This is a genomic window from Mycobacterium sp. OAE908 (genome assembly GCF_017872775.1).
In the GTDB taxonomy this organism is placed as follows: domain Bacteria; phylum Actinomycetota; class Actinomycetes; order Mycobacteriales; family Mycobacteriaceae; genus Mycobacterium.
Map to the genome: position 1 here is coordinate 228,397 of NZ_JAGGJL010000003.1, position 19,697 is coordinate 248,093.

Below are 19,697 nucleotides of genomic sequence, written 5' to 3' on the forward strand. Positions count from 1 at the left end.
CTACGTCGGCCGGGTCGGTGCGCTGGCCGCAGCCCTAGGAATCGGGCTAGCGGTGGCCACCACACCGGGCCTGGCAGTGGCTACCGAAGGTGACTCCACTTCTCCGTCCAGCACTGGCACCACCGACACCTCCGCTAACGTCACCGAACCCGCCTTCAGCCCGGCCCAGGGGAGTTCGGCTGCGGCGTCGACACCATCGAGTAGCACCACGTCCGACAGCCAGCCCAACGACACGGCCCGAGACGCCGTGCCCGGCGGTGGCAACACGTCCACAGCTACGATCCAGCGCGACAGCGGAGCGCCGTCGGTGACAATCAGCGCGCAGACGATCACCAGCAGCGACATCCCCACTGCCAGCGTCAGCTCCGATGGCCTGGCCCCGCCATCCCCCACAGTGTCCACACCGGTGCCTGCCGCGTCGACGACTATCCCCTCTGCCACTGACCTGGATGAGCCAGAACTGAAGACGCCGCCGCCTACGTCTTCGTTGCCATCCGTCGCACCGCCGAAGGTCACCGACGTATACGACCCTGTCGAGATCGTGAAACCTGTTGGTGCGGTGCGCATCCCCGCTGCCAAAGAAGCCCAGATCGAGCAGACCCCAAGCGCAAACACCCCTGATCCCGCTCCGTCGATCTCGCCGCGAAACCTGCCCTCCGGCCAGATGTCTTACACCAATTCGTCGGACGTGCAAAACACGACTCTGTCGGAGACTCCGGCCTCGCCCGATCCCGTCGCTGCGTTGGTGAGTGTTCCGGCGATGTTCATCAACACCGTGATCAGCGCTATCACCTCGTACTTTGAGTCGATTGTTGGCCCGGGCGCTCCGTTTGACAATGCGCTGCTGTGGGGGCTGATGGGGTGGGCGCGCCGGCAGACGCCTGAGCAGCAAGACGCCAATGCAGGTGTCCTTGCACGAACGGCAGTCCCGACCTTGGCGCTGGCGGGCGCGCCTACGGGTCCGAACATTTTCGGAATGACAGTCGAGGACGCCGTAGCCCGAGACGACATCGACCTTCTGGCCGGGAATTTCGTCCGCAGCACGTTGATCAGCCAGACACCTGCCGTTGCGGTCCCCCCGGACCCGGTCGTCGCGACGTACGCGGACAGGTTGACAGTCGATCTACCGCCTACCGTTCACACCTATCGCATCGAATTTGACAGGCAAACCCACGCAATTACAAGCATCCAGCCGCTGTCCTTTGACGAGGATCTCGTCCATGACCAACCATATTTCTACAACCCGTCGACGCAGAATTACGACCCCGTCAGGCCTTTCGAATACATCGCGTCGACCAGCGATTTACCGATCACGACCGCGGACGATACCGACGCCGACGGCGTACCAAATGAATCCGACCCCGACTACAAACCGCCTACGGATCCCGGAGGCGGCGACGGGGGCAACGGAACTCCAGGTGACGGCACCGGTCAAGGCCCCGCCCCCGGTAACGCCGAAGACTCTGACACTGAGAAGGGGATCGAGGCATTCAACAACGTTCTCGGCCTCGTACCCGTGTTGGGAGAGATTGCGAGTGCAGTCACGCTCGTCTACGACACTGCACAGTTGGGCGCAGCGCTGGGGAATTGTGTCGGTGGGGCCGGCTGCGACCAGGTAAGCGACGAATTCGGCGACATCGCTGGAGATCTCATCGGTCTGCTTCCGTTCGGCAGGTTTGTCAGCCCGGCGGCCAGCACGCTCGTCGGGTCGGCGGCAGGGGTAGCCGTCGATGTCATCAGTAAAGGGTTCGGGCGGTTCTTGTGACGATCGGTAGCACATTCGAAATCACGCGGCATGCTAGCGACTTCAAGGCAGCCCACCCGGTCATCCGGTTAACCGGCCGTTCGAATTTCGATGCGCATCCGGTCTCTTCCTGGCAAAACGCCGTGCACGGTCAGCAAATAGGTGGAGGCTGTCTACCTCCCCGTATATCTGGATAGGCAAATCATGACCTTAAGTCGTAGGCTTTCTGCAGGCGTACTCATCCCTGTCGGAGTTGCAGTCGCGACCCTCACAGTGTCGTGCGGCGGCGAACGAGCGAAATCACCGAACTCATCGTTCGTGGCCGACACGACTTCAACCGTCTCGCTGTCAACATCGAGGACAGCCGCGCCGGAACTGAACGGTTCCTACAAAGTGACCGGCGAGACTACAGGGATCAGCACGTGGGCAGTCACCCCCTGCGGCGAAGGATGCGCAGACATAGCGGTGAAGTCAGAAACCGCCGACGAGTTTGGTGACACGCTCGCACTGCCATTTACCGGACAGGCCCACCTCACGAACGACATGTGGTCAATGGCCGTCATCCGGACCGACGGGTACAGCTGTGACGACGGCACCTATGCCGCAGTCGATGCCATCTATTCATGGAACACCACATCCCTCAAAGGATCCTGGGACGCCACACTCCACGGACCGGGGTGCGGCGAGCCTGCCGGGTCGGGAACCGGCCCACCCGAATCCTTCACCTTGGTGAGGGTGAGTTAACGAACTGTGTGATCCCGGGTCGGGCAGCGCGATTGGGGCGGCGATGGTTCGGCAAACCACATACAGCCCGCAAGTGCTGCGACGTTTAGGTCTGGCTGTGTAGCAGGGGCCGGGCGGAAATGTCCGCCAACCCAAATGACCTGTTCAAGATCAGAATTTGCGGCGCTGCCTCTACATGGCACAGATTGCTGCTGTTTCCCCATGTCAACGGCTACCCGCTGGCTATACTGCGTTTCAGTAGCGGGTTGCTTGGGGGATCCTGGTCTGCCCGCCCACCGCAAGCCATCTGTGCTTCCACCTGCTGAAGAGGACACCAGCCTATGGCCCGTCCTAGCACTGTGCCGCCAAGCATGGTGGAGCGAGAACCGGAGGCGCGCGCCGTATCGGACCTCCTCAACGATGCCTGCGAGGGGCCGGCGGCATTGGTTATCGAGGGTGAGGCAGGCATCGGCAAGACCACGTTGTTGCTCGATGCTGCCGATCAGGCCGTCGAGCGGGGCTTTCGGGTGCTGTCGGCGCGGGGCTCGCCAGCGGAGGTCAGTTATGCCTACGCGGCGGTCGCGGACTTGTTGAGCGGCGTGGATGAGGCGCTGGTGGCTGAGTTGACCGCTGTGCAGCGCATCGCGCTGGACCGGGCCCGGTCGGGTGAGGTTCTCGTCGGAGGTCCGGCCACCGACGAACGGGTGGTCGCAGCCGCATTTCTTGCGGTGATCGAGCGGATCAGCACAGGTACAGCGGTGTTGCTGGCGATCGATGACGCGCAGTGGCTGGACGCTTCCAGTAGGGCGGTGGTGCGCTTCGCCGTCCGGCGGCTGTCTGGCGCGGTGGGGATGCTGGTGACCTCACGTAGTGGTGAGTCGAGCACGACGGATGTGGTGTCGTGGTTACAGTTGCCTCGCCCCGACACCGTGACCCGGCTGCGAATGTCACCGTTGACCCTGGGCGGCCTACACACCATGGTCTCTGCCCGCTTGGGACGAGTGCTACCTCGGCCGATGATGATGCGAATCCACGAGATCTCCGGCGGCAACCCGCTTTACGCATCAGAGCTGGCGCGCGCCGTGGCCGACGGCGACAGCATCGATCGCCAGTTGCCCGACACGTTGGCCGCGCTGGTACGCGCTCGGGTGCAGGACGTTGACGTCGAGACGGCGCAACTGCTGTTGGCCGCGGCCTGTACGCCGGCGCCCACGGTGGTGTTGGTCGCCATGGCGACCGCAACTCCTGCGCAGCGGGTGGTCGAGTTGTTGGAGCGCAGCGAAACCGCGCGCATCGTCGTCATCAACGGCACTCAGATCCGGTTCACTCACCCTTTGCTGGCCACCGGTGTATACACCCACGCCACCCCCGCGCGCCGCAGAGCCATGCACCGCGCGCTGGCCGGCATCGACGAACGCCCCGAGGTCAAAGCACGCCATCTGGCGCTCGCCGCCACCAGTGCCGACGCGGCCACGCTGGAGGCGCTAGACGCCGCGGCGGACGTGACCAACGCGCAGGGCGCATTTGCAGCGGCAGCCGAGCTCACCGAGATGGCGATTAACATCGGCGGCGACAACCCACTTCGGCGAATCCAAGCGGCCCAACGGCACCTTCGCTCGGGCAATCTAGTCCGCGCCGACATGATGCTTGACACGCGCACTGTCGACCAACTCAGCGGACCGATGCGGGCCATGGCCCTCGGCACCCGCGCCGGCATGCGCATCTACACAAGCAGCTTCAGCGAGGCTGCCACGTTGCTCGAACAGGCCTATGAGCAAATCGCCGAGATCCCGTCCATGGCGGCGCCCCTCCTGGTCTTCCTCTCCTACGCGCAACTCAGCGCTGGCCGATGTGCGGCAGCACTGGCCACCGCCAGCGAAGGCTTGCGGCGCGCCGAAACCCTAGACATCCCATCACTGACCAGTCAGGCCCTGGCCGCGCATGCCAATGCACTGTTTTTCAACGGGCAGGGCGTGAACGACGCCGAACTTCAGCGCGCTCTCGCGCTCCAGGACCCGGATTCCGACGTCGTCATCCCGCTCGGCGCCGACGCGATTAGCGCCATGCTTCTGGCATGGGCCGGTCGCGTCGACGAAGCGCAGCCGCACATGAATGCCGTCCGCCAGCGATGCCTCGACCGCGGAGCTGACACCGAGATGCTGTGGGTCGAGATCCACAGCACCATGCTGAACTGGTGGCGCGGCGACCTCAATGCGGCTCACCAGTCTGCCGAAGAGGCGGTGCAACGCGCACAGCAGCTCGGCGGCGACTCGATCCTGACGATGGCGCTCACCTCGCGGGCGTGGGTTGCCGCCCTCACCGGGCGTATCGACGATGCGCGCGCCGCCGGAGCGCAGGCCATGCAAGCAGCCCATCGGTGCGGCGACTCAGAAGCGGCGCTGCGCCCCATCGAGTGCCGGGCCTATCTGGAGAACTTTGTCGGCAACTACGCTCAAGCGCTGAACATCCTGCAGCCACGACTCCGCAGTTTCACCGACCTGCCCAACACCGAATTCAGCACTGCGGCTTTCATTCCCATCGCGGTGGAGGCGATGATCGCGCTCGGGCAAACCGACGACGCCGAGCCGCTCATCGAGAGCCTTGAAAACAACGGCACGCGACTTGACCGCCCCTGGATGCTCGCGATAGGCGCTCGCTGCCGAGCCATGGCGCATGCGCATTGTGGCGACCTTGCCGCCGCCGAGCAGTCCGCGCACCGGGCGATGACCTATCACCAGCGGCTGCCGATGCCGTTCGAAACCGCAACCACCCAAGTACTTCTCGGCCAAATCCAGCGGCGCCGCCGTCACAAGCCGGCCGCCGCGGCGACGCTAGGGGAGGCGCTGCGCACGTTCGAGGACATTGGTGCGCCGCTGTGGGCCGAGCGCGCCCGCGCCGAACTCGCCCGGCTCAGCGGAACCAATGACGACCCGCAGTCCGGGCTCACGCCCGCCGAGCAGCGCATCGCTCAGCGCGCGGCTGCGGGGCTGTCCAACAAGGAGATCGCCACCGAGCAGTTCCTGGCACTCAAGACCGTCGAAATGATCCTCAGCAACGTGTACCGCAAACTCGGCATCCGTTCCCGCACGCAACTGCATGCCCGCCTCGACCCCGCCAACTCCAGGGATATCCCTGGTTCGCCCCCCGCCCAGGAGCAGTAGCGTCGCGGGGATGAGTGCACCGGATCGGCCGCAGCGGTGTTTTCTCGCAGAGTGGTATCGACCCGCTGTAGTCAATCGCGACATCGACGAGGTGGCCGCCGCCCTTGGTGATACCGTCGCCCGCCTTCACAGCGAGGGGTATCCGATCCGGTTGCTGGCGGCGGTGGCCGCGTCCACCGACCAAGTGCTTTACGGCGTGTTCGCCGCCGAATCAGCCGATACCGTCACAAGAGCTTGCCGGGGGGCCGGCTGGCCAGCCGACCGCATCAGCAGCGACATTCGAGCCCGCATCCTCCGATAACGCCACCGCCGTCGACGGGTGCGGAAATCATGGCCGCGGCCACGCGGGAGTCACAACGCTGGTGTCCCAGTGGTGATGAGGTTTGGCAATAAGCCCGGCCCACGGTCGATCAAACGGCGCCGATATCACGTCCGCGGGGCCGGGCTCCTGGGTGAGCGCCGGGAACCCGAGCCGGATTCCAGGGTTTTCCCTGTGTCGCTGGGGTCCGCACCGAATCTAGCGTGACACGAGTGAGCAACCGTCGGGGTACCTGACGAGAGGGGCCGTCAATGAAAGTCACTCATTGGACGGCAGGCACTGCTGGCGTCGGTGGTGTCCGCGAGCCAGAACCACGGTCGGCATACGGGGCGGCGTCTGACACCGCCGGTGCGGGCATGAGGCCATCGACCACGATTGCGGCAGTTGCCGCAGCAGTGATCTTGATCGCCTGTTGGGCAGGTGCCGCGATAGCCGGCTACCCAGACGGATCTGGCGGCCAGAATATCTGGTGTGCTGACCAGCCCCACGGGCTGTCATGCGACGGGGACCGCGCGATCGAAAAGCCGGTTCACTTGGGCGAGAAACCATTGCCTCGGCTGCTTCGATGACAGTCGCCGTTGACCCGTTTGCGAACCAGGTGGCACTCAGTGCGGCGGTGCAGTATCCGCATTTGGATTCCGGCGCAGTGCCGGGAGAGAAGGAGCGCGAATGGGCTACGACATGAGCGTGGTCGCCAGTGCGTTCTCCCTCTCGCCGCGTAGATCTCGAAAGCTGTTTATCCGCAACGTATTTGCCATCAGAATGATGAAACTCGGGGGAATGTTCACATGAATCATCGCTGGAAAAGTTTGACGGCGGTTGTCGTCGCGACCTCACTCACGGCGGCCAGCTGCTCGTCGAACGGCCCACACAGTGCCAAACCCGAGCCTTCGGACACCAGAACGCCAACCGCGGAACCCTCGGTGCTCCACATCAAAGACAAGGGCGTGACCGGAAAAGGTGGAACGGTCTATGTACTGCAGGCTTCTGCTTTCGATGCCCTGGATCCGGCCAACGCATACACGACCGACTCCACGGAGGTGGGTCGGCTCATCTACCGGACGTTGACGTTCATCAAGGACACGCCAGGGGAGGAACCATCGATTCAACCGGACCTGGCCGAAACGCTGGGCACTCCCAGCGACGGCGGGCGGACATGGACATACCGGCTGCGGGCGGGCCTGAAGTACGAAGACGGCCGCCCAATCACCGCGCAGGACATCAAATACGGGGTCATGCGCTCCTTCGATCGTGACGTGTTCCCCCTCGGTGCGACGTGGATGCCTGACCTCCTCGAGAACCCAACAGGTTTCGAAAGCCCCTATGCCACACCCGAAAAGGACCTCAGTTCCGTCGAGACTCCCGACGACCGGACGTTGATCTTCCATTTCAGCGGAACCCAACCCGACGCCGACTGGATTATGGCTATGGCCTATACCGCGCCCGTGCCCAAGGATAAGGACACGAAGCAGGCCTACGACAATCGTCCCATCGCGTCCGGGCCGTACAAGATCGAGAACTATCAACCTGGCACATCGCTCGCGCTGGTACGTAACGAGAATTGGGATCCGGCAACCGATCCCAACCGACCCGCCTATCCCGATCGCTTCCAGTTTGAGCTCAATGCGGACAAGGGTGCGGCCAGCGAGCGACTCATCAAGAGCGACGGCAATGACGCCTTCGCAGTCCCGCTGGACGGAATAATGCAGGTGAGCGACTTCGCCAGAGCGCAGGAGCCTGCACTCAAGCCCCGGTTCGTCAACGGGCCGGGCCCATGTGTCGAGTACATCACGATGAACACGCAAACAATCAAGGACCCCGATGTCCGGCACGCGATCGCACTGGCCATCGACCGGCAGGGCATCCAGTCCGCATACGGTGGCGATGTCTATGGCTCCGTCGCCGACTCAGTAATTCCGCCGGACGTTCCCGGTTACGTGGCAGCAGATCTCGCGCTGAAACCCGGCGGCGATCCAGACGGAGCGAAGAAGTTGCTCGAAGGTAAGTCGGTGCCACCCCTGCACATGGCCGTGAGCGATTCCTTGAGTTCCGCCTACAGCAAGGAGATCACCCAGATCAAGGCCAACCTCGAGGCGATCGGCCTCAAAGTCGCCGTCGACCCCCATCCCGACGAGGAGCTTTCCACCCTCCTCGCCGGTGTCGACGGGTGGGACATCGACCCGTCCCAAGTGTGGTGTTTCGATTGGCCCACCGCGGCGGCGGTGGTCTTGCCCCTGATGGGGCCCAACGAGGACGGCACCAGCTGGGGGTCGAGCAACCCGGGGAAATACTTCGAACCGAAATTGTCCGGCCAACTGCAGGACCTCAGGTCCTCGACAGAGGATCCGGCTGCGACCGCCAAGAAGTTCGTCGACATCGCCAACGAAATACAGACCACTGCATGGCCATTCCTGCCAACACTGCATCAAAACGACCCTGAGGTGGTCGGGGCGAACGTGACCAACGTCGGCATTTCGCCGTACTTGAGCCAGGTCGACCTCAACACCCTCGCAGTGAAAAAATGACCACCACTGCCGATTTGCCGGCCGCAACGGCACCAGGTCTTGATCGCGCGAAGATTGACATCCGCGATTCGCGGGACTCGCCACGTCGTCAATCACCCTGGCGAGTCCAGCGTTCCGAGTCGACCGTTTGCAGAGTCGGCTGTTTGGTAACGAATTCCGCACCCGGCACCCGGCACTGCGCACGATCCCAAATCTGTTGGTGCACAACGCGGTTGCCAAGGCCTAGGCTTGGCCCGACGACTGCTCGGTCGGCGGCAGGAACGCGCAGATCAGCGATGTTCTCCGCGGAGACCTTTCGACCGGTGAAGCACAGGCAAGCGTCTAACGAAACAGCAGCGAATGCGCTAGCGCAGCATCGCTATCGAGTTGTCGGGCAAGGTCATTCGTTCCGACCGTCCTGCACCGAGCCTACGAACGATCGTCTGACCGGGGGGAAGCAAAGCCATGAGTGGTAACCATGGTCAACCAGAACCAACCATTGTGCGGCCTGTTTTTCGGCTGGTCTGGATACCTGTGGTCGGTATCGTGCTGTCAGTAGGCGTGGCGGGTTGCGGCGGGTTGCATGCGCCGGGCGCGTCGGCTCCGTCCAAGGAGGCGGCACCGAGGCCGTCGACCCCGCCCGTTGATGCCGCTGCGGCCTTCACGCAGTACGAAAGAGCCGCGAAGCCTTTCGACTGCTCATCCGCCTATATCGCGATGGGTGAGGCGTTCGAGAAATCCAACTACGACGCCGTGAAGGAAAATGGCCGCAAGCAGCGTCCCGTAATCGCGACGTGGTCCGCTGAACTGGGCAAGATCGCCTTTCCGCTTGCGGTGGAACCGATCGTCGATCAGATGCGCGAAAACACCGCCTCCGAGTTGGCGGCACTGACTAACCTGGCACCGACTGACGTCACCGACATCGAGAGCATCGTGAGGCTGACATACGAGGTCGAGGTTGCCGATTCGTCGGTGACGGTGGAAAGCGATGATCTGCGCGCGGCTCTAGGCCACCCCATGCCCTCAACCACAATCGCCGCCGATCAACTCGATTTGGCGCACCTCAAGTACTTTCAGATCGCCGACCCGCTGTCTACAGAGTGGACAGCGGCGCTGGAGGCCAACGACCTCAGCGCGGCCAAGGCCGTCAATGCCACCGACGAAGAAGCCGCTCAGGCTTACCTCGACCGACTCGACAACATCGCCTGGCCACCGGGATTCGACGACCAGGTCACCGCCCTGCGCGAGAGCCTGCAAGACATCATCGACTTCGACCGCCATCAGGTCGACGTAGCCACCGCAGCGCAAATCGTCAAGGCGCCGGAATCGGGACAAGCCGTCGCTCAAGCAAAGAGTGCACTCTGGGACGCCCTGATAAAGGCCTACCACGAATCGGATCCTCTCACGGCGTGTCCGGGGTGAGCGTCAACTGCTGTGGCAACCTCCAACAGGTTTGCAGAGCTGTTCCTCGCCGGAGATATTCTCCGCCGGGGAACTGTTCGACGGGGGAATGAGATGCGAAGTGGCTTCTGCAAGATCTGCATGCCCGCGCTTGGTATCGCCGTCGCGACGAGCGTCGCCGGCTGCGGAGGCACTGCGGCCCCGGGAGGGGTATCGAGCCCGACGGGCCCACCGGTCGATCCCAATGTCGCCTTCGAGCAATACATGGAAGCAACAAAACCCTTTCAGTGCTCGAAGGCCTACCTCGAGATGTTCGAGGCATTCCACGACAAGCACTACGGCATCATGAAAGACAGGGCCCGCCAGCACCGCGACGTGGTGGCGGCGTGGGATGCCCAGCTGAGCAAGATCGCCTTTCCTGTTGCGGCACAACCGATCGTCGGCAAAATACGGGAGTTCATCGCCACCGAGCTGCCCGGGCTGAATGAATTGGTAGAGGCCGACGACAAAGACACCCGCCGAATGTGGACTGTGATGCTCCAGGTCCAGGTCGACGACTCGTCGGCGACGTTGGAAGGCGATCACCTACGCGAGACACTCGGCCACCCCGAAGCCCCAGCCTGGGTGGCAGCCGATCAACTCGATCTGGCTCACCTCACGTTCTATAAAGAAATCGACCCGGTGGCGGCCAAATGGCAGGTGGCACTGGCCGCCAAGGACCTGGACGGGGCGAAGGCCGCCCAAGCGATGGAGATAGATGCGCTCCAGCGCTACATCGACAAGCTCGACACCATCTCCTGGCCCCCGGGAACATTCGAGGGCCAGGCCAATACCCTGCGCAAACACCTCCTCGGAATGATCGAATTCGACCGCCATCAGGTCGATGTGGCCACCACCGCGCAAATAGTTCGGACTCCCGAAGAGGGTGCGCCCGAAATGGCCGCCGCCAATGACGCCCAGCAAGAGCTGTGGAACGTCCTGGCGCGGACCGGCGCAGTCTCGAGTCCAGTGAAGTGCAGCTAGGAGGGGACGCCACTCACCGTAGGACCGCGATTCGGCGGTCCGGATTGGGCCGGCCCGATGCGATCAGCGGTGAGCCGTGTGCAGTCACTTGAGGGTCGTCGCGATCGCTGCACGACGCACCTGCCCGCTCAAGCCACGGGCATCAGACAACTGTTTGCTAGCCGGATCGCCCTGCGCTCTTGAAACCGGATAGCAAATACCCGATCAGCTGCTGGTAGGTGGGAAATGCCAGGGTTTTCCCTCATTCGGCTTGGGCCGTTCGTCGTTAACGTTTGCAACGAACACAACAGTTGCCCAACAGGCAGCCGTGAGTAGCCGAGGGGCAATACATGAACGGTAACCACCGGGCAGAACATGACATCAGCAAGGCCGGAATCGTAATCGCCGGGGCGCTCACCGCCGGCGCGCTGTTGCTCGCGGGGGTCGGCGCGGCCATCGCTACGCCAGGAATCGCTCACGCAGCGCCGCCAGGCGGCGGTTCCGGTGGCAGCAGCGGCGGTGGCACCGGGACTGGGGGTCCTGGAGGCGGTGGCAGCGGCGGTGGCGACCCTGGGCCTGGCGGCCCCTCAGGCGGCGGTCCGGGTGGACCTGGCAGCCCTGGCGGCGGTCCTGGAGGCAGCGGTGCGGTGGGGGTGGGTAACCGGCCCGCTCTGAATTACCCGGCCCCGCTGGTGAGTTTGGGGCAGACGGTCGGTGACGCTGTGTTCGACCACAACCCGATGCTCAACAGGACGCCGTTGGGCGGGATCTACCATGGGCTGCTGGGCGCGTCGGGCACCCCGCAAGACACCGACGGGATCCTCGAGCCCGGCGAGGCCTATCAGGGCGCCTACCGCGGCGTGCTCAATCATGTGCTGCCGCCCACGACCTCGGCCAACCGGCGCAACCTCACCTCGGTCACCGACAGTGCCGGCGTCGCCTGCGTCACCGGCGTCACCATCTGCAAATGAAGGACATACAGGTGGTGTACCAGTACCGAATTGTCGGGCGGCAGATGGTGACCGGTACCCGCGCACTGGCCACCGCTCGGCGAACAGGCGCCGCACAGACGGCCAGACAGAAGCATGAATCAGTCACACCGGCGGTTTGTGCAGCCGACAAGTGGAGCGCTGCGTCAGGGGTAAACCTCACGCCGTGTCATCGGCTGGCCGATAGTTCATGACGTACGGCAGATCGTTGACGTGTCCGAACGCGGGGCGGAGGTGCGGGGAGTCGGGCTCGGCGAAACTGCTGAGCCCGAACAACTCTTGCCCCGGGGGAAGGGGCAGCGGCCGGGGTCAGGAACCATCAGATTCCTGGCCCTCGGCCGCTCCGATCGGGGCAGCCCGACCGATTGCTGGACCGCCCGGCCAATCGCGTTCAGTCCGCCGTTGAGCAGTCGCGCACATGCTCACCGACGAATAACGACGAGTGCCAACGACTCTCGTCCAAGAAGTGAGTGAGGACACGATGGGTAATCCTGGCGTAGCAACTAACGGACTTCGCGGCCTATCGACGCGGGGGCGAGCGATGCGACTTGCTTTCGGCAAGATCTGGGTACCGATGGTCGGTATCGCCGTCGTGACGAGTGTGGCAGGCTGCGGCGGCAACGATGCGCCAACCGCGCCAAGCGTGTCGAGTGTCGCGGCCCCAAGTCCGTCGAGTGTGGCGGTGGATGTCGATGCCGCATTCGCGCAGTTCCTGAAGGCCGTGAAACCGTTCTGGTGCGCGACCGGATTCTCCGGCTTCGGCCCACTGGCTGACGCCGGCGCCGTCGACACCATAAAAGCTGGCGTCGACGAGTACCGCGTCGTGATGATGACGTGGGACGACGACCTTGCGAGAATCGCCGTTCCCCCTGCGGCACAACTGATCGTGTACAAGCTCCGTGAACTCAACGCCGCTGAATTGGCTGACATGGATGCGTTGACCGCGGCTGCCGAGAAGAATGACAAGAAACAGATGAAACGACTAATAGGGCTCTTGAACCTCGACGACGCGATAGTGAGCTTGGAAACCGACCGTCTGATCGCCGCACTCGGTCACCCTGAGCCCCAGGCCGGAATGGCCTTCGCTCAGTTGGAGGTGGCGGAGCACACGTTCTTCAAGGACATCGCTCCGGTGAATGACAAGTTCCAAGCGGCACTGTCGGTCAACGACCTGAACGCGGCGAAGGCCGCCAAAGCCATCGAACAAGATGCGGCGCAGCGCTTCATCGACCGAATCGACACCATCGACTGGCCCGCCCATTTCGAGGGCCAGGTGAATGTTCTGCGCGATAACCTCCGCCAGATGATTGAATTCGATCGCCGTCAGGTCGACGTCGCCACCACGGCGCAGATCGTGTACGGGGAAGAGGGTGCGTCCCTTAAACCAGCCGTAGACGACGCAGTGGGCACGGTGCAGAACGGTCTGAACAAGCTTCGCGCCGAGTCGGCGCCCGAGCTGGCGTGCTGACGCCGGAGGACGGCCACAGCGGATCCGACCCGGCGCCGTAGATAGCGGCGCAGACGCTCTGCCGAGGGCTGGGCGGACGTGCATTCCGGACTGCGTGACCGCATGCTCCCGCTACCGCAGTCGGACCGCACATGCGTCGGCCCTTTGCGTTGGACCGTCAATTTGCCGCAGCGGCAATTGCCTGCGCGGCGTCAGCTGAACTCAGCGCACCAGGAGTGCATCGGGTGTCTCCCAGCGCACTCCATTGAAGCGGCCGAAATCGCTGTCGTAACTGACGATTCCGGCACGGTGCTCCAGCGCCAAGGCGGCCAAATGGGCGTCGTTGACGAGGTTGCCGCCCGTCCCGACATGCGAAAGCAAACCGCTGAGCAATTCGGAATGACGCGGCGTGGGGCCGATCACGACCGCTCCCGGAGCGGTGCACCACTCGTCGACTTGCCGCATGGCATCCGCGGTTCGCAGCGGAGTGGGAAACAGCCCGACTTTTGTCGTCAGCCGGATAAACGCTAGTAGCGGCACCCACGCAAGGCCGACGGTGTCAGCGCCCGACAGTGCGCCGTCGAGCCAGCGTCTGCTGGCGTTGTGGTGCTCGGCGGCCGAATTGACCGCATACAGCAGCACGTTGGCGTCGACGATTTTCATGCGCCGCGGCGCTGTCGCCGCAACAGTTCCTCGTCTTCGAGGTCACCGGCCAACTGCAGGGCGCGGTCGAGGTTCACCGAGGGAACGCCCAGATCAGCCGAGCGGGTGACGAAGGGCGTAGGGGAGGGGCGGCCTTGCGCCCCGTCGCGGATGGCGTCGTTGAGTGCTTGCTTGAAGGAGACGCCTCGCTCCCGCATGCGCCGCTGCACGACAGCCAAGGTGTCATCGTCGAGAGTCACCGTCGTGCGCACGTTGACAGCATAGCATCAAAATAGGTGATGCTCTGCTGTCACTAGTTCGCAGGAGTCGCCAGCGCGGCGGCACGAATAACGCTTAACGAGACGCGTTAAGGCACCGCCCAAAGGTAGGCATCGACGATCCCTGATTCGGCCATCGCGGTGAGTGCACGATCATGACAGGCGCGACCGATGTCGGTGTGCCGCCTCGACTGTCTGCAAAGGGCCACCGGAGCTCGCCGATTCGGATTCGGCAATTTTCGACCGCGAGCTCAACCCCGCGCCCGCTTCCTCGATGGATGCCGAACCAAGACTCGCCGATCTCTCGATCACCAACCCATCGCGCGGGTGGTCCGTGAGCGACATGGCATGGATTTGGCTCTCGCCAACGGCGCAGAATGTCGTACCTGGCATTGGCAGGTGCGCTACATTTTCGACGACGCGCCACAGGTCGTGACGGTCTATCCGCGCAGGGGGAAGCGATGCGGGGGCCCCCTGAACACACCGGACCCGGTCACGAATCCGTCGAGACAATCAATACAGAGGTGCGCGCGCAGGCCCCACGGAGCGGCCTGAGTGCGGAGTCTTTGGTGCGACGCCTGCGCGCTGGCGTGCACTTTTTGATCGACTACCGCTGGGTGTTGCTGAGTATCGCCGGCGCGCTCGCCTTCATCTTTGGTTGCATCGGCTACGCGCAGTTCCTCAACCACCAGTACCTCCTCAAGGCCTACGACGCGCCCCCCGACCTGGCCGACGTCGTGTACCGCAGCTTGATGCTCTTCCTGCCGGCGACGGCGCCAGACAAGACAAGACTGCCGATCTGGTTGGACATCGCACGGTTCCTTGCGCCCGCGGTGGCCGGTTACGCAGCACTTGCAGGCCTGGCCTCGCTGTTCCGAGACCGATTTCAACAAATTCGCGTCCCGTTGATGCGTGGCCACGTGGTGGTGTGTGGCCTCGGCTACGTCGGCACCGTGTTCCTGCGGCACCTTCGAGAACCCCACGGAAGACGTAAGTCTCACGTGAAAGTCGTCGCCGTGGAGATGGATCCGACCAACCCGCACATCGAGTTGTGTCGCAGTTTGAAGATCCCGGTCATCGTCGGTGACGCGCAACTGGAACGGACGCTGCGTGCCGCCGGGGTGCGCCGCGCGGCCCGGCTTGTCGCGGTGTGCGCTGACGATGCGGTCAACACCGAAATCGTTGCCGTCGGCCGACGACTGGCCAGCGACCGTCGTAGCGGTGAGTTGCAGTGTCTTGCCCGCATCGGCGACCCGGAGCTTTGCGCACTGCTGCGCATTCAGGAAGCCAACCTGCCCGCCAAGCGTTCGGCGCCAGTGCTCGACTTCTTCAACACCGAGGAGATCGGAGCGCGGCTGTGGCTCGACAACTTCCCCGTTGGCCCACCCGGCTCGCATCCACATCTGCTCATCAGTCGGCTCGACGCGCTCGGAAACTGGCTTGTCAAACATGCCGCCCGCGAGTGGTACGACACCCGAACCGACGACACCCCGCTATGGGTCACCGTCATCGATGATCACGCCGAGGACCGCAAGCAGGCTTTGGTGAACGAGTTTCCGGCGCTGGAGTATGTGTGCCGCTTCGTATGCATCTCGATTCTGGATCGTGAAGTACAGCAGCTGCCCGAACTCCATACCAGCGCCGGAGCACCACCGATGACCAGCGCCTACGTGACGGCATACCGCGACGAAGACGCGCTTGAGGCGGCCCTGTCCTTGCGCCACGCGCTCGACGCGGGCATCCCGCTTGTGGTGGCGCTGTCACGCGCCCACGGGGTCGCGCGACTGATCGAAGACGCCAGAGCCAGCGGCGCGCTCAGGAGCATCGACGTGTTCCCTACGCTGGAGAACGTGTGCACGACCGAGTTCGTACAGGGCGGCTCCTTCGAGCTGATCGCGGTCGCCGTCCACAATCGCTGGCGCGAGGAGCAGCTCGCCGAAAACAAGCCGGCGCCCCTGTGGGAAGAACTCGACGAGTCGCGCAGGGACTCCAGTCGCGCGCAGGCCCGTGACATCCCGGTCAAGTTGCACATGATCGGTTGCGTGATTGCACCGCTACGGGACTGGGGGGCATCGGATTTCACGTTCGACCCCGAGGAGGTCGAGAAACTGGCAATCGAGGAGCACGACCGTTGGATCGATGAACGCGTTCAGGCGGGTTGGCGCGCTGGGCCAAAAGATCCGGACAAGAAGCTCACCGAGTACCTCATCCCGTTCAACGAGCTTCCCGACCACATCGCCGAATATGACCGGATGTTCGTGCGATCGATTCCGCAGATCTTGGCCAACGCCGGCTTCCAAGTCCTACGCCTGGAGAAGACCGAGCCTGCCGAGCTCGCGTGATCCCGCGCCACCTCGGTAAACGTCCTGCTTCACGCAGCGTTGACCGCCGCATCCTTCTCCGCAGTTAGGCGCCGTTCCACACCCCGCTTCGGTGCCTTTGGCCGAGTCGACGCCGTGAGCGCGGCCGCCAGCGTCGCGGCCGCCAGGAGTGGACTGGCCCGCTCCACTGCGCGACCCGTACCGCGCCTTCTCAGTTTGGTGCTGCATCAAAGTGATTAATCCCGCCGCTCTGAGTGACAAACTGAGCTGGTTGCCACAGCGCGACCGCTGCTGCTGGATCGACGAAGATTTCCGGGGGCGAGACATGGCGGAGTTGGCACAGCCCATTGAATCTCTGGGCCCCACGCCTGCCGCGCCCATCGCCTACGACGCATTCCTGTCCTACGCCCACCGCGACAAGCAAGTCACCACCGCGATTCAGAAGGGGCTGCACCGCATCGGCTGCAGGTTCGGTCGTTTACGGGCTCTACGAGTGTTTCGCGACGACACCAACTTGGAGGCCGCACCCGACCTGTGGGCGAGAATCACTGCAGCCCTTGATTCTTCGCGCTTCATGATTGTCGTCCTGTCCCCGCAGGCGGCCGCGTCGAAGTGGGTCGACAAAGAACTCGCATATTGGCTCGAATACCGCGGCCACGACAAGCTGATGCTGGTGCTAGCCGAGGGCCATCTGAACTGGGATGTCGAGCATGGACGGTTCGACGACTCGTCGGACGCTGCTCCACCGGCGCTGAAGGTGCCCGGATCACTGAGAGCCGAGCCGTTGTACATCGATGTCAGCGGCGATTCACCGTGGGATCTGCGTTCGCTGAGCTTCCGTGACAAAGTAACCGCGCTCGCTGCCCCGATTCACGGCAAGCCCAAAGATCAGTTGGAAGGCGATGATCAACGGGAGCGACGGCGGTTCCGCCGCCTGCGCGCCGCGGCGGTCGCGGGGCTGGTCATGCTCACGGTGACTTCGGTCGTGTTCGCCGTCGTCGCTGTCGCGCAGCGACAACAAGCAGAACAACACCTGCACGAGGCAATCGCCGCCAAACTCAATGCTGAGGGATCAGCCATCCTTGCCGGCGTCGCTCCCGGCGGCGACGCGCGCGGCCTCCAGGAACTGTTGGCAGCCAACGCGATCGTGCCCAACCCCGTGTCGATTCTGAACGCGCAGATCAACCGATTCACCACGCAGAAGATCGTCGACATTTCATCGGTGCCGTTGGATCTGGCGTACAGCCCGGATGGAAGCCGCGTGGCCACCGCAGCGGTCGATGGGACGGTGCGCCAGTGGGACACGGTGACCGGTAAACCAATCGGTTCGCCGATCAAGGCGCACAACGGCCCGGCGACATCTGTGGCGTTCAGGAGCGAGCACACCATCGTTTCTGCGGGTGCTGACGGGGCGCTGCGGCTATGGAATGCCGACACCGGCGAGGCGCGCAACCAAAGCCCGTCGAATGTGGGTCAGCTTACGAGCGTCGCGGTCAGCCCCGACGGCTCCACGATCTTCACGGGCGGCCTCGACGGCAATCTGAGGTCCTGGGATGCGCGCACCGGCCAACTCCGCGGCACCAGGCAGGTGTTCGTACCCAAGAACCCTGGGGACGCTGCCCCGCCTGTGACCGACGTGGCATTCGACCGTAGCGGCAAGGTTCTGGCCGTGAGTTCAATGGGCGCAACGATTATCAGCGACGCCGTGACCGGTGCGCCCCGTACGCCGCTAATGCTGATGCCGCTCAACAACGGTTTACCGACGAGGGTATGGCAAAGCGCCATCAGCCCCGATGGGCATGCAATGGTGGAAGCCGGCGGCTTTCTGCAGTGGTCGAACGCAGACACCGGCTCCGCCATCCGCGCGATGCCCGCCGGCAATGTCCTCCTTAACTACTTCGGGGTCGCGTTCAGTCCCGACGGCCATCGCATCGTTACCGGCCGCAGCGACGGAGCTGTGCAAGTGTGGGACACAGACACCGGTGTGCAGGTTGGTCCCACCTTGACCGGACACACGAGCGAGGTGCACGGGGTGGCATTCAACCCCGACGGCCGACAAATCGCCACCGCCAGCGCAGATGGGACGCTTCGACTGTGGAACGCCACGGTCGGCTACCCGATGAAGGGCCCTGACCGCGCTGCTACGAACGTCATGTTCAGCCCCGACGGCCACCGCGTCGCGATTTCCGGCGACACCACTGTCCAGCGGTGGGACGTTGGTTCTGGCCAGCCGCTACCGCCGCTGGCACCTAGCGGCGGTCCCGGGGTGTACTTCCGCTACGTCGACGGCGGCCGGATCGTCACCGCGACACGCGGCGGCACACTGCAGGTGTGGGATGCCGACACCGCGCAGCCTCTCCAGCAGCCCGTACAGACCAAGGGCCAAGAAGTTGACGGACTTGGCATCCCGTTCGTGTTCAGTCGTGACGGGAACATGGTCGCCTCTGGTCAGACATCGACTGGCGCCGTGCAGCTCTGGGACGTCAGGACCGGTCGTGCCCTCGGCAAACCGATGACCGCTGACAAACAGATCTTCTCTGTAGATTTCAGCCCCGATGCGCGTCGAATCGTCGCGGGTTACGCCGATGGCGTGCGGCTGTGGAAACTCGATACCGCTCAGGTCGATGGACCTGTCATGACCACCGCGAGCCCGTTCCCGATCGCCACCGTGGCATTCAGCCGGGACGGCAAGGTCATCGCCGCTGTTCACGAGAACGGCGTCATCGACCTTTGGGACGCCGACACGCGAAAGCCGTTGCCGCACAGTCCCTTGCTGGGTCACACCAGCGTTGTCTTCGGCGTGGCATTTGGCGTCGGAGACCAACTCGCAACGGGCGGGATCGACGCCAGTCTGCGGTTGTGGGAGACCTCCACCGGGAAACCGGCGGCGGCTCCGCTCACCACCCCCGACGGCATAGCGGGAGTGGCATTGAGCCCCGATGGCCGCCTGGTCGCTGCGTCAAATGTGGACGGAACGGTGCGGCTCTGGCCTGCCGTCGCCGATCCCGCACAGCTGTGCGACAAGCTGACCAGCAACATGAGTCGCAAACAGTGGCGGGACTGGGTGTCGCCCGACATCGGGTATATCCCCGCGTGCCCGGGACTGCCCATCGCTCCTGACTGACCTCGAGAGCGCTTGTCATCGGATGCACCGGGCTCATCATCG

The 19,697-nt window shown here is 63.8% G+C and carries 14 protein-coding genes; 11 read left to right on the forward strand and 3 right to left on the reverse strand.

Annotated elements, in window-relative coordinates; translation table 11 throughout:
• A complete protein-coding gene (locus J3E61_RS33450; RefSeq protein WP_210086923.1) occupies positions 1–567 on the reverse strand; it encodes a hypothetical protein in 567 nt (188 codons plus the stop codon).
• On the opposite strand from J3E61_RS33450, the gene J3E61_RS33455 reads away from it, so the two are divergent.
• From J3E61_RS33455 to J3E61_RS33495, 9 genes are all read left to right on the forward strand, one after another.
• Positions 542–1,765, forward strand: coding sequence for a hypothetical protein (locus J3E61_RS33455; RefSeq protein ID WP_210086924.1), 1,224 nt, complete (start codon positions 542–544; stop codon positions 1,763–1,765). The genes J3E61_RS33450 and J3E61_RS33455 overlap by 26 nt on opposite strands.
• A 141-nt stretch (positions 1,766–1,906) precedes the next feature.
• A complete protein-coding gene (locus J3E61_RS33460) occupies positions 1,907–2,488 on the forward strand; it encodes a hypothetical protein (protein WP_210086925.1) in 582 nt (193 codons plus the stop codon).
• 320 nt (positions 2,489–2,808) lie between these two features.
• Positions 2,809–5,628, forward strand: coding sequence for an AAA family ATPase (locus J3E61_RS33465; RefSeq protein WP_210086926.1), 2,820 nt, complete (start codon positions 2,809–2,811; stop codon positions 5,626–5,628).
• Between the two features lie 10 nt (positions 5,629–5,638).
• Complete coding sequence (locus J3E61_RS33470; RefSeq protein ID WP_210086927.1) at positions 5,639–5,929, forward strand: hypothetical protein; 291 nt, start codon at positions 5,639–5,641, stop codon at positions 5,927–5,929.
• A gap of 941 nt (positions 5,930–6,870) precedes the next feature.
• Positions 6,871–8,472 carry an ABC transporter substrate-binding protein gene (locus J3E61_RS33475; RefSeq protein WP_210086928.1) on the forward strand — a complete coding sequence of 534 codons (1,602 nt, stop codon included), beginning with the start codon at positions 6,871–6,873 and terminating at the stop codon, positions 8,470–8,472.
• A gap of 525 nt (positions 8,473–8,997) precedes the next feature.
• Positions 8,998–9,873, forward strand: coding sequence for a hypothetical protein (locus J3E61_RS33480; RefSeq protein ID WP_210086929.1), 876 nt, complete (start codon positions 8,998–9,000; stop codon positions 9,871–9,873).
• Positions 9,874–9,966: 93 nt separating this feature from the next.
• Complete coding sequence (locus J3E61_RS33485; RefSeq protein ID WP_210086930.1) at positions 9,967–10,875, forward strand: hypothetical protein; 909 nt, start codon at positions 9,967–9,969, stop codon at positions 10,873–10,875.
• A 329-nt stretch (positions 10,876–11,204) separates the two neighbouring features.
• Complete coding sequence (locus tag J3E61_RS33490) at positions 11,205–11,825, forward strand: hypothetical protein (protein WP_210086931.1); 621 nt, start codon at positions 11,205–11,207, stop codon at positions 11,823–11,825.
• A gap of 559 nt (positions 11,826–12,384) precedes the next feature.
• Positions 12,385–13,311: a hypothetical protein gene (locus tag J3E61_RS33495; RefSeq protein ID WP_210086932.1), complete on the forward strand. Its 927-nt coding sequence runs from the start codon at positions 12,385–12,387 to the stop codon at positions 13,309–13,311.
• Positions 13,312–13,512: 201 nt separating this feature from the next.
• Here the strand turns inward: J3E61_RS33495 and J3E61_RS33500 are convergent, their stop codons facing one another.
• On the reverse strand, positions 13,513–13,953 hold the full coding sequence (locus J3E61_RS33500; RefSeq protein WP_210086933.1) for a type II toxin-antitoxin system VapC family toxin: 441 nt from the start codon (positions 13,951–13,953) through the stop codon (positions 13,513–13,515).
• A complete protein-coding gene (locus tag J3E61_RS33505; protein WP_192726441.1) occupies positions 13,950–14,204 on the reverse strand; it encodes an antitoxin in 255 nt (84 codons plus the stop codon). The genes J3E61_RS33500 and J3E61_RS33505 overlap by 4 nt, the downstream gene beginning before the upstream one ends.
• A gap of 575 nt (positions 14,205–14,779) precedes the next feature.
• Between J3E61_RS33505 and J3E61_RS33510 the strand changes: the two genes are divergently transcribed.
• Positions 14,780–16,552, forward strand: a complete 1,773-nt coding sequence (locus tag J3E61_RS33510) for an NAD-binding protein (RefSeq protein WP_210086934.1) — start codon at positions 14,780–14,782, stop codon at positions 16,550–16,552.
• 304 nt (positions 16,553–16,856) lie between these two features.
• Complete coding sequence (locus J3E61_RS33515; protein ID WP_210086935.1) at positions 16,857–19,655, forward strand: PQQ-binding-like beta-propeller repeat protein; 2,799 nt, start codon at positions 16,857–16,859, stop codon at positions 19,653–19,655.
• Positions 19,656–19,697: the final 42 nt, after the last annotated feature.

Coding starts and splice junctions, on each gene's coding strand:
- J3E61_RS33450 (WP_210086923.1), bottom strand. CDS start 567: ATGCGCACCGCACCAACAGGTTTCACGATCTCGACAGGGTCGTATACG.
- J3E61_RS33465 (WP_210086926.1), top strand. CDS start 2,809: ATGGCCCGTCCTAGCACTGTGCCGCCAAGCATGGTGGAGCGAGAACCG.
- J3E61_RS33470 (WP_210086927.1), top strand. CDS start 5,639: ATGAGTGCACCGGATCGGCCGCAGCGGTGTTTTCTCGCAGAGTGGTAT.
- J3E61_RS33485 (WP_210086930.1), top strand. CDS start 9,967: ATGCGAAGTGGCTTCTGCAAGATCTGCATGCCCGCGCTTGGTATCGCC.
- J3E61_RS33490 (WP_210086931.1), top strand. CDS start 11,205: ATGAACGGTAACCACCGGGCAGAACATGACATCAGCAAGGCCGGAATC.
- J3E61_RS33495 (WP_210086932.1), top strand. CDS start 12,385: ATGCGACTTGCTTTCGGCAAGATCTGGGTACCGATGGTCGGTATCGCC.
- J3E61_RS33500 (WP_210086933.1), bottom strand. CDS start 13,953: ATGAAAATCGTCGACGCCAACGTGCTGCTGTATGCGGTCAATTCGGCC.
- J3E61_RS33515 (WP_210086935.1), top strand. CDS start 16,857: ATGGCGGAGTTGGCACAGCCCATTGAATCTCTGGGCCCCACGCCTGCC.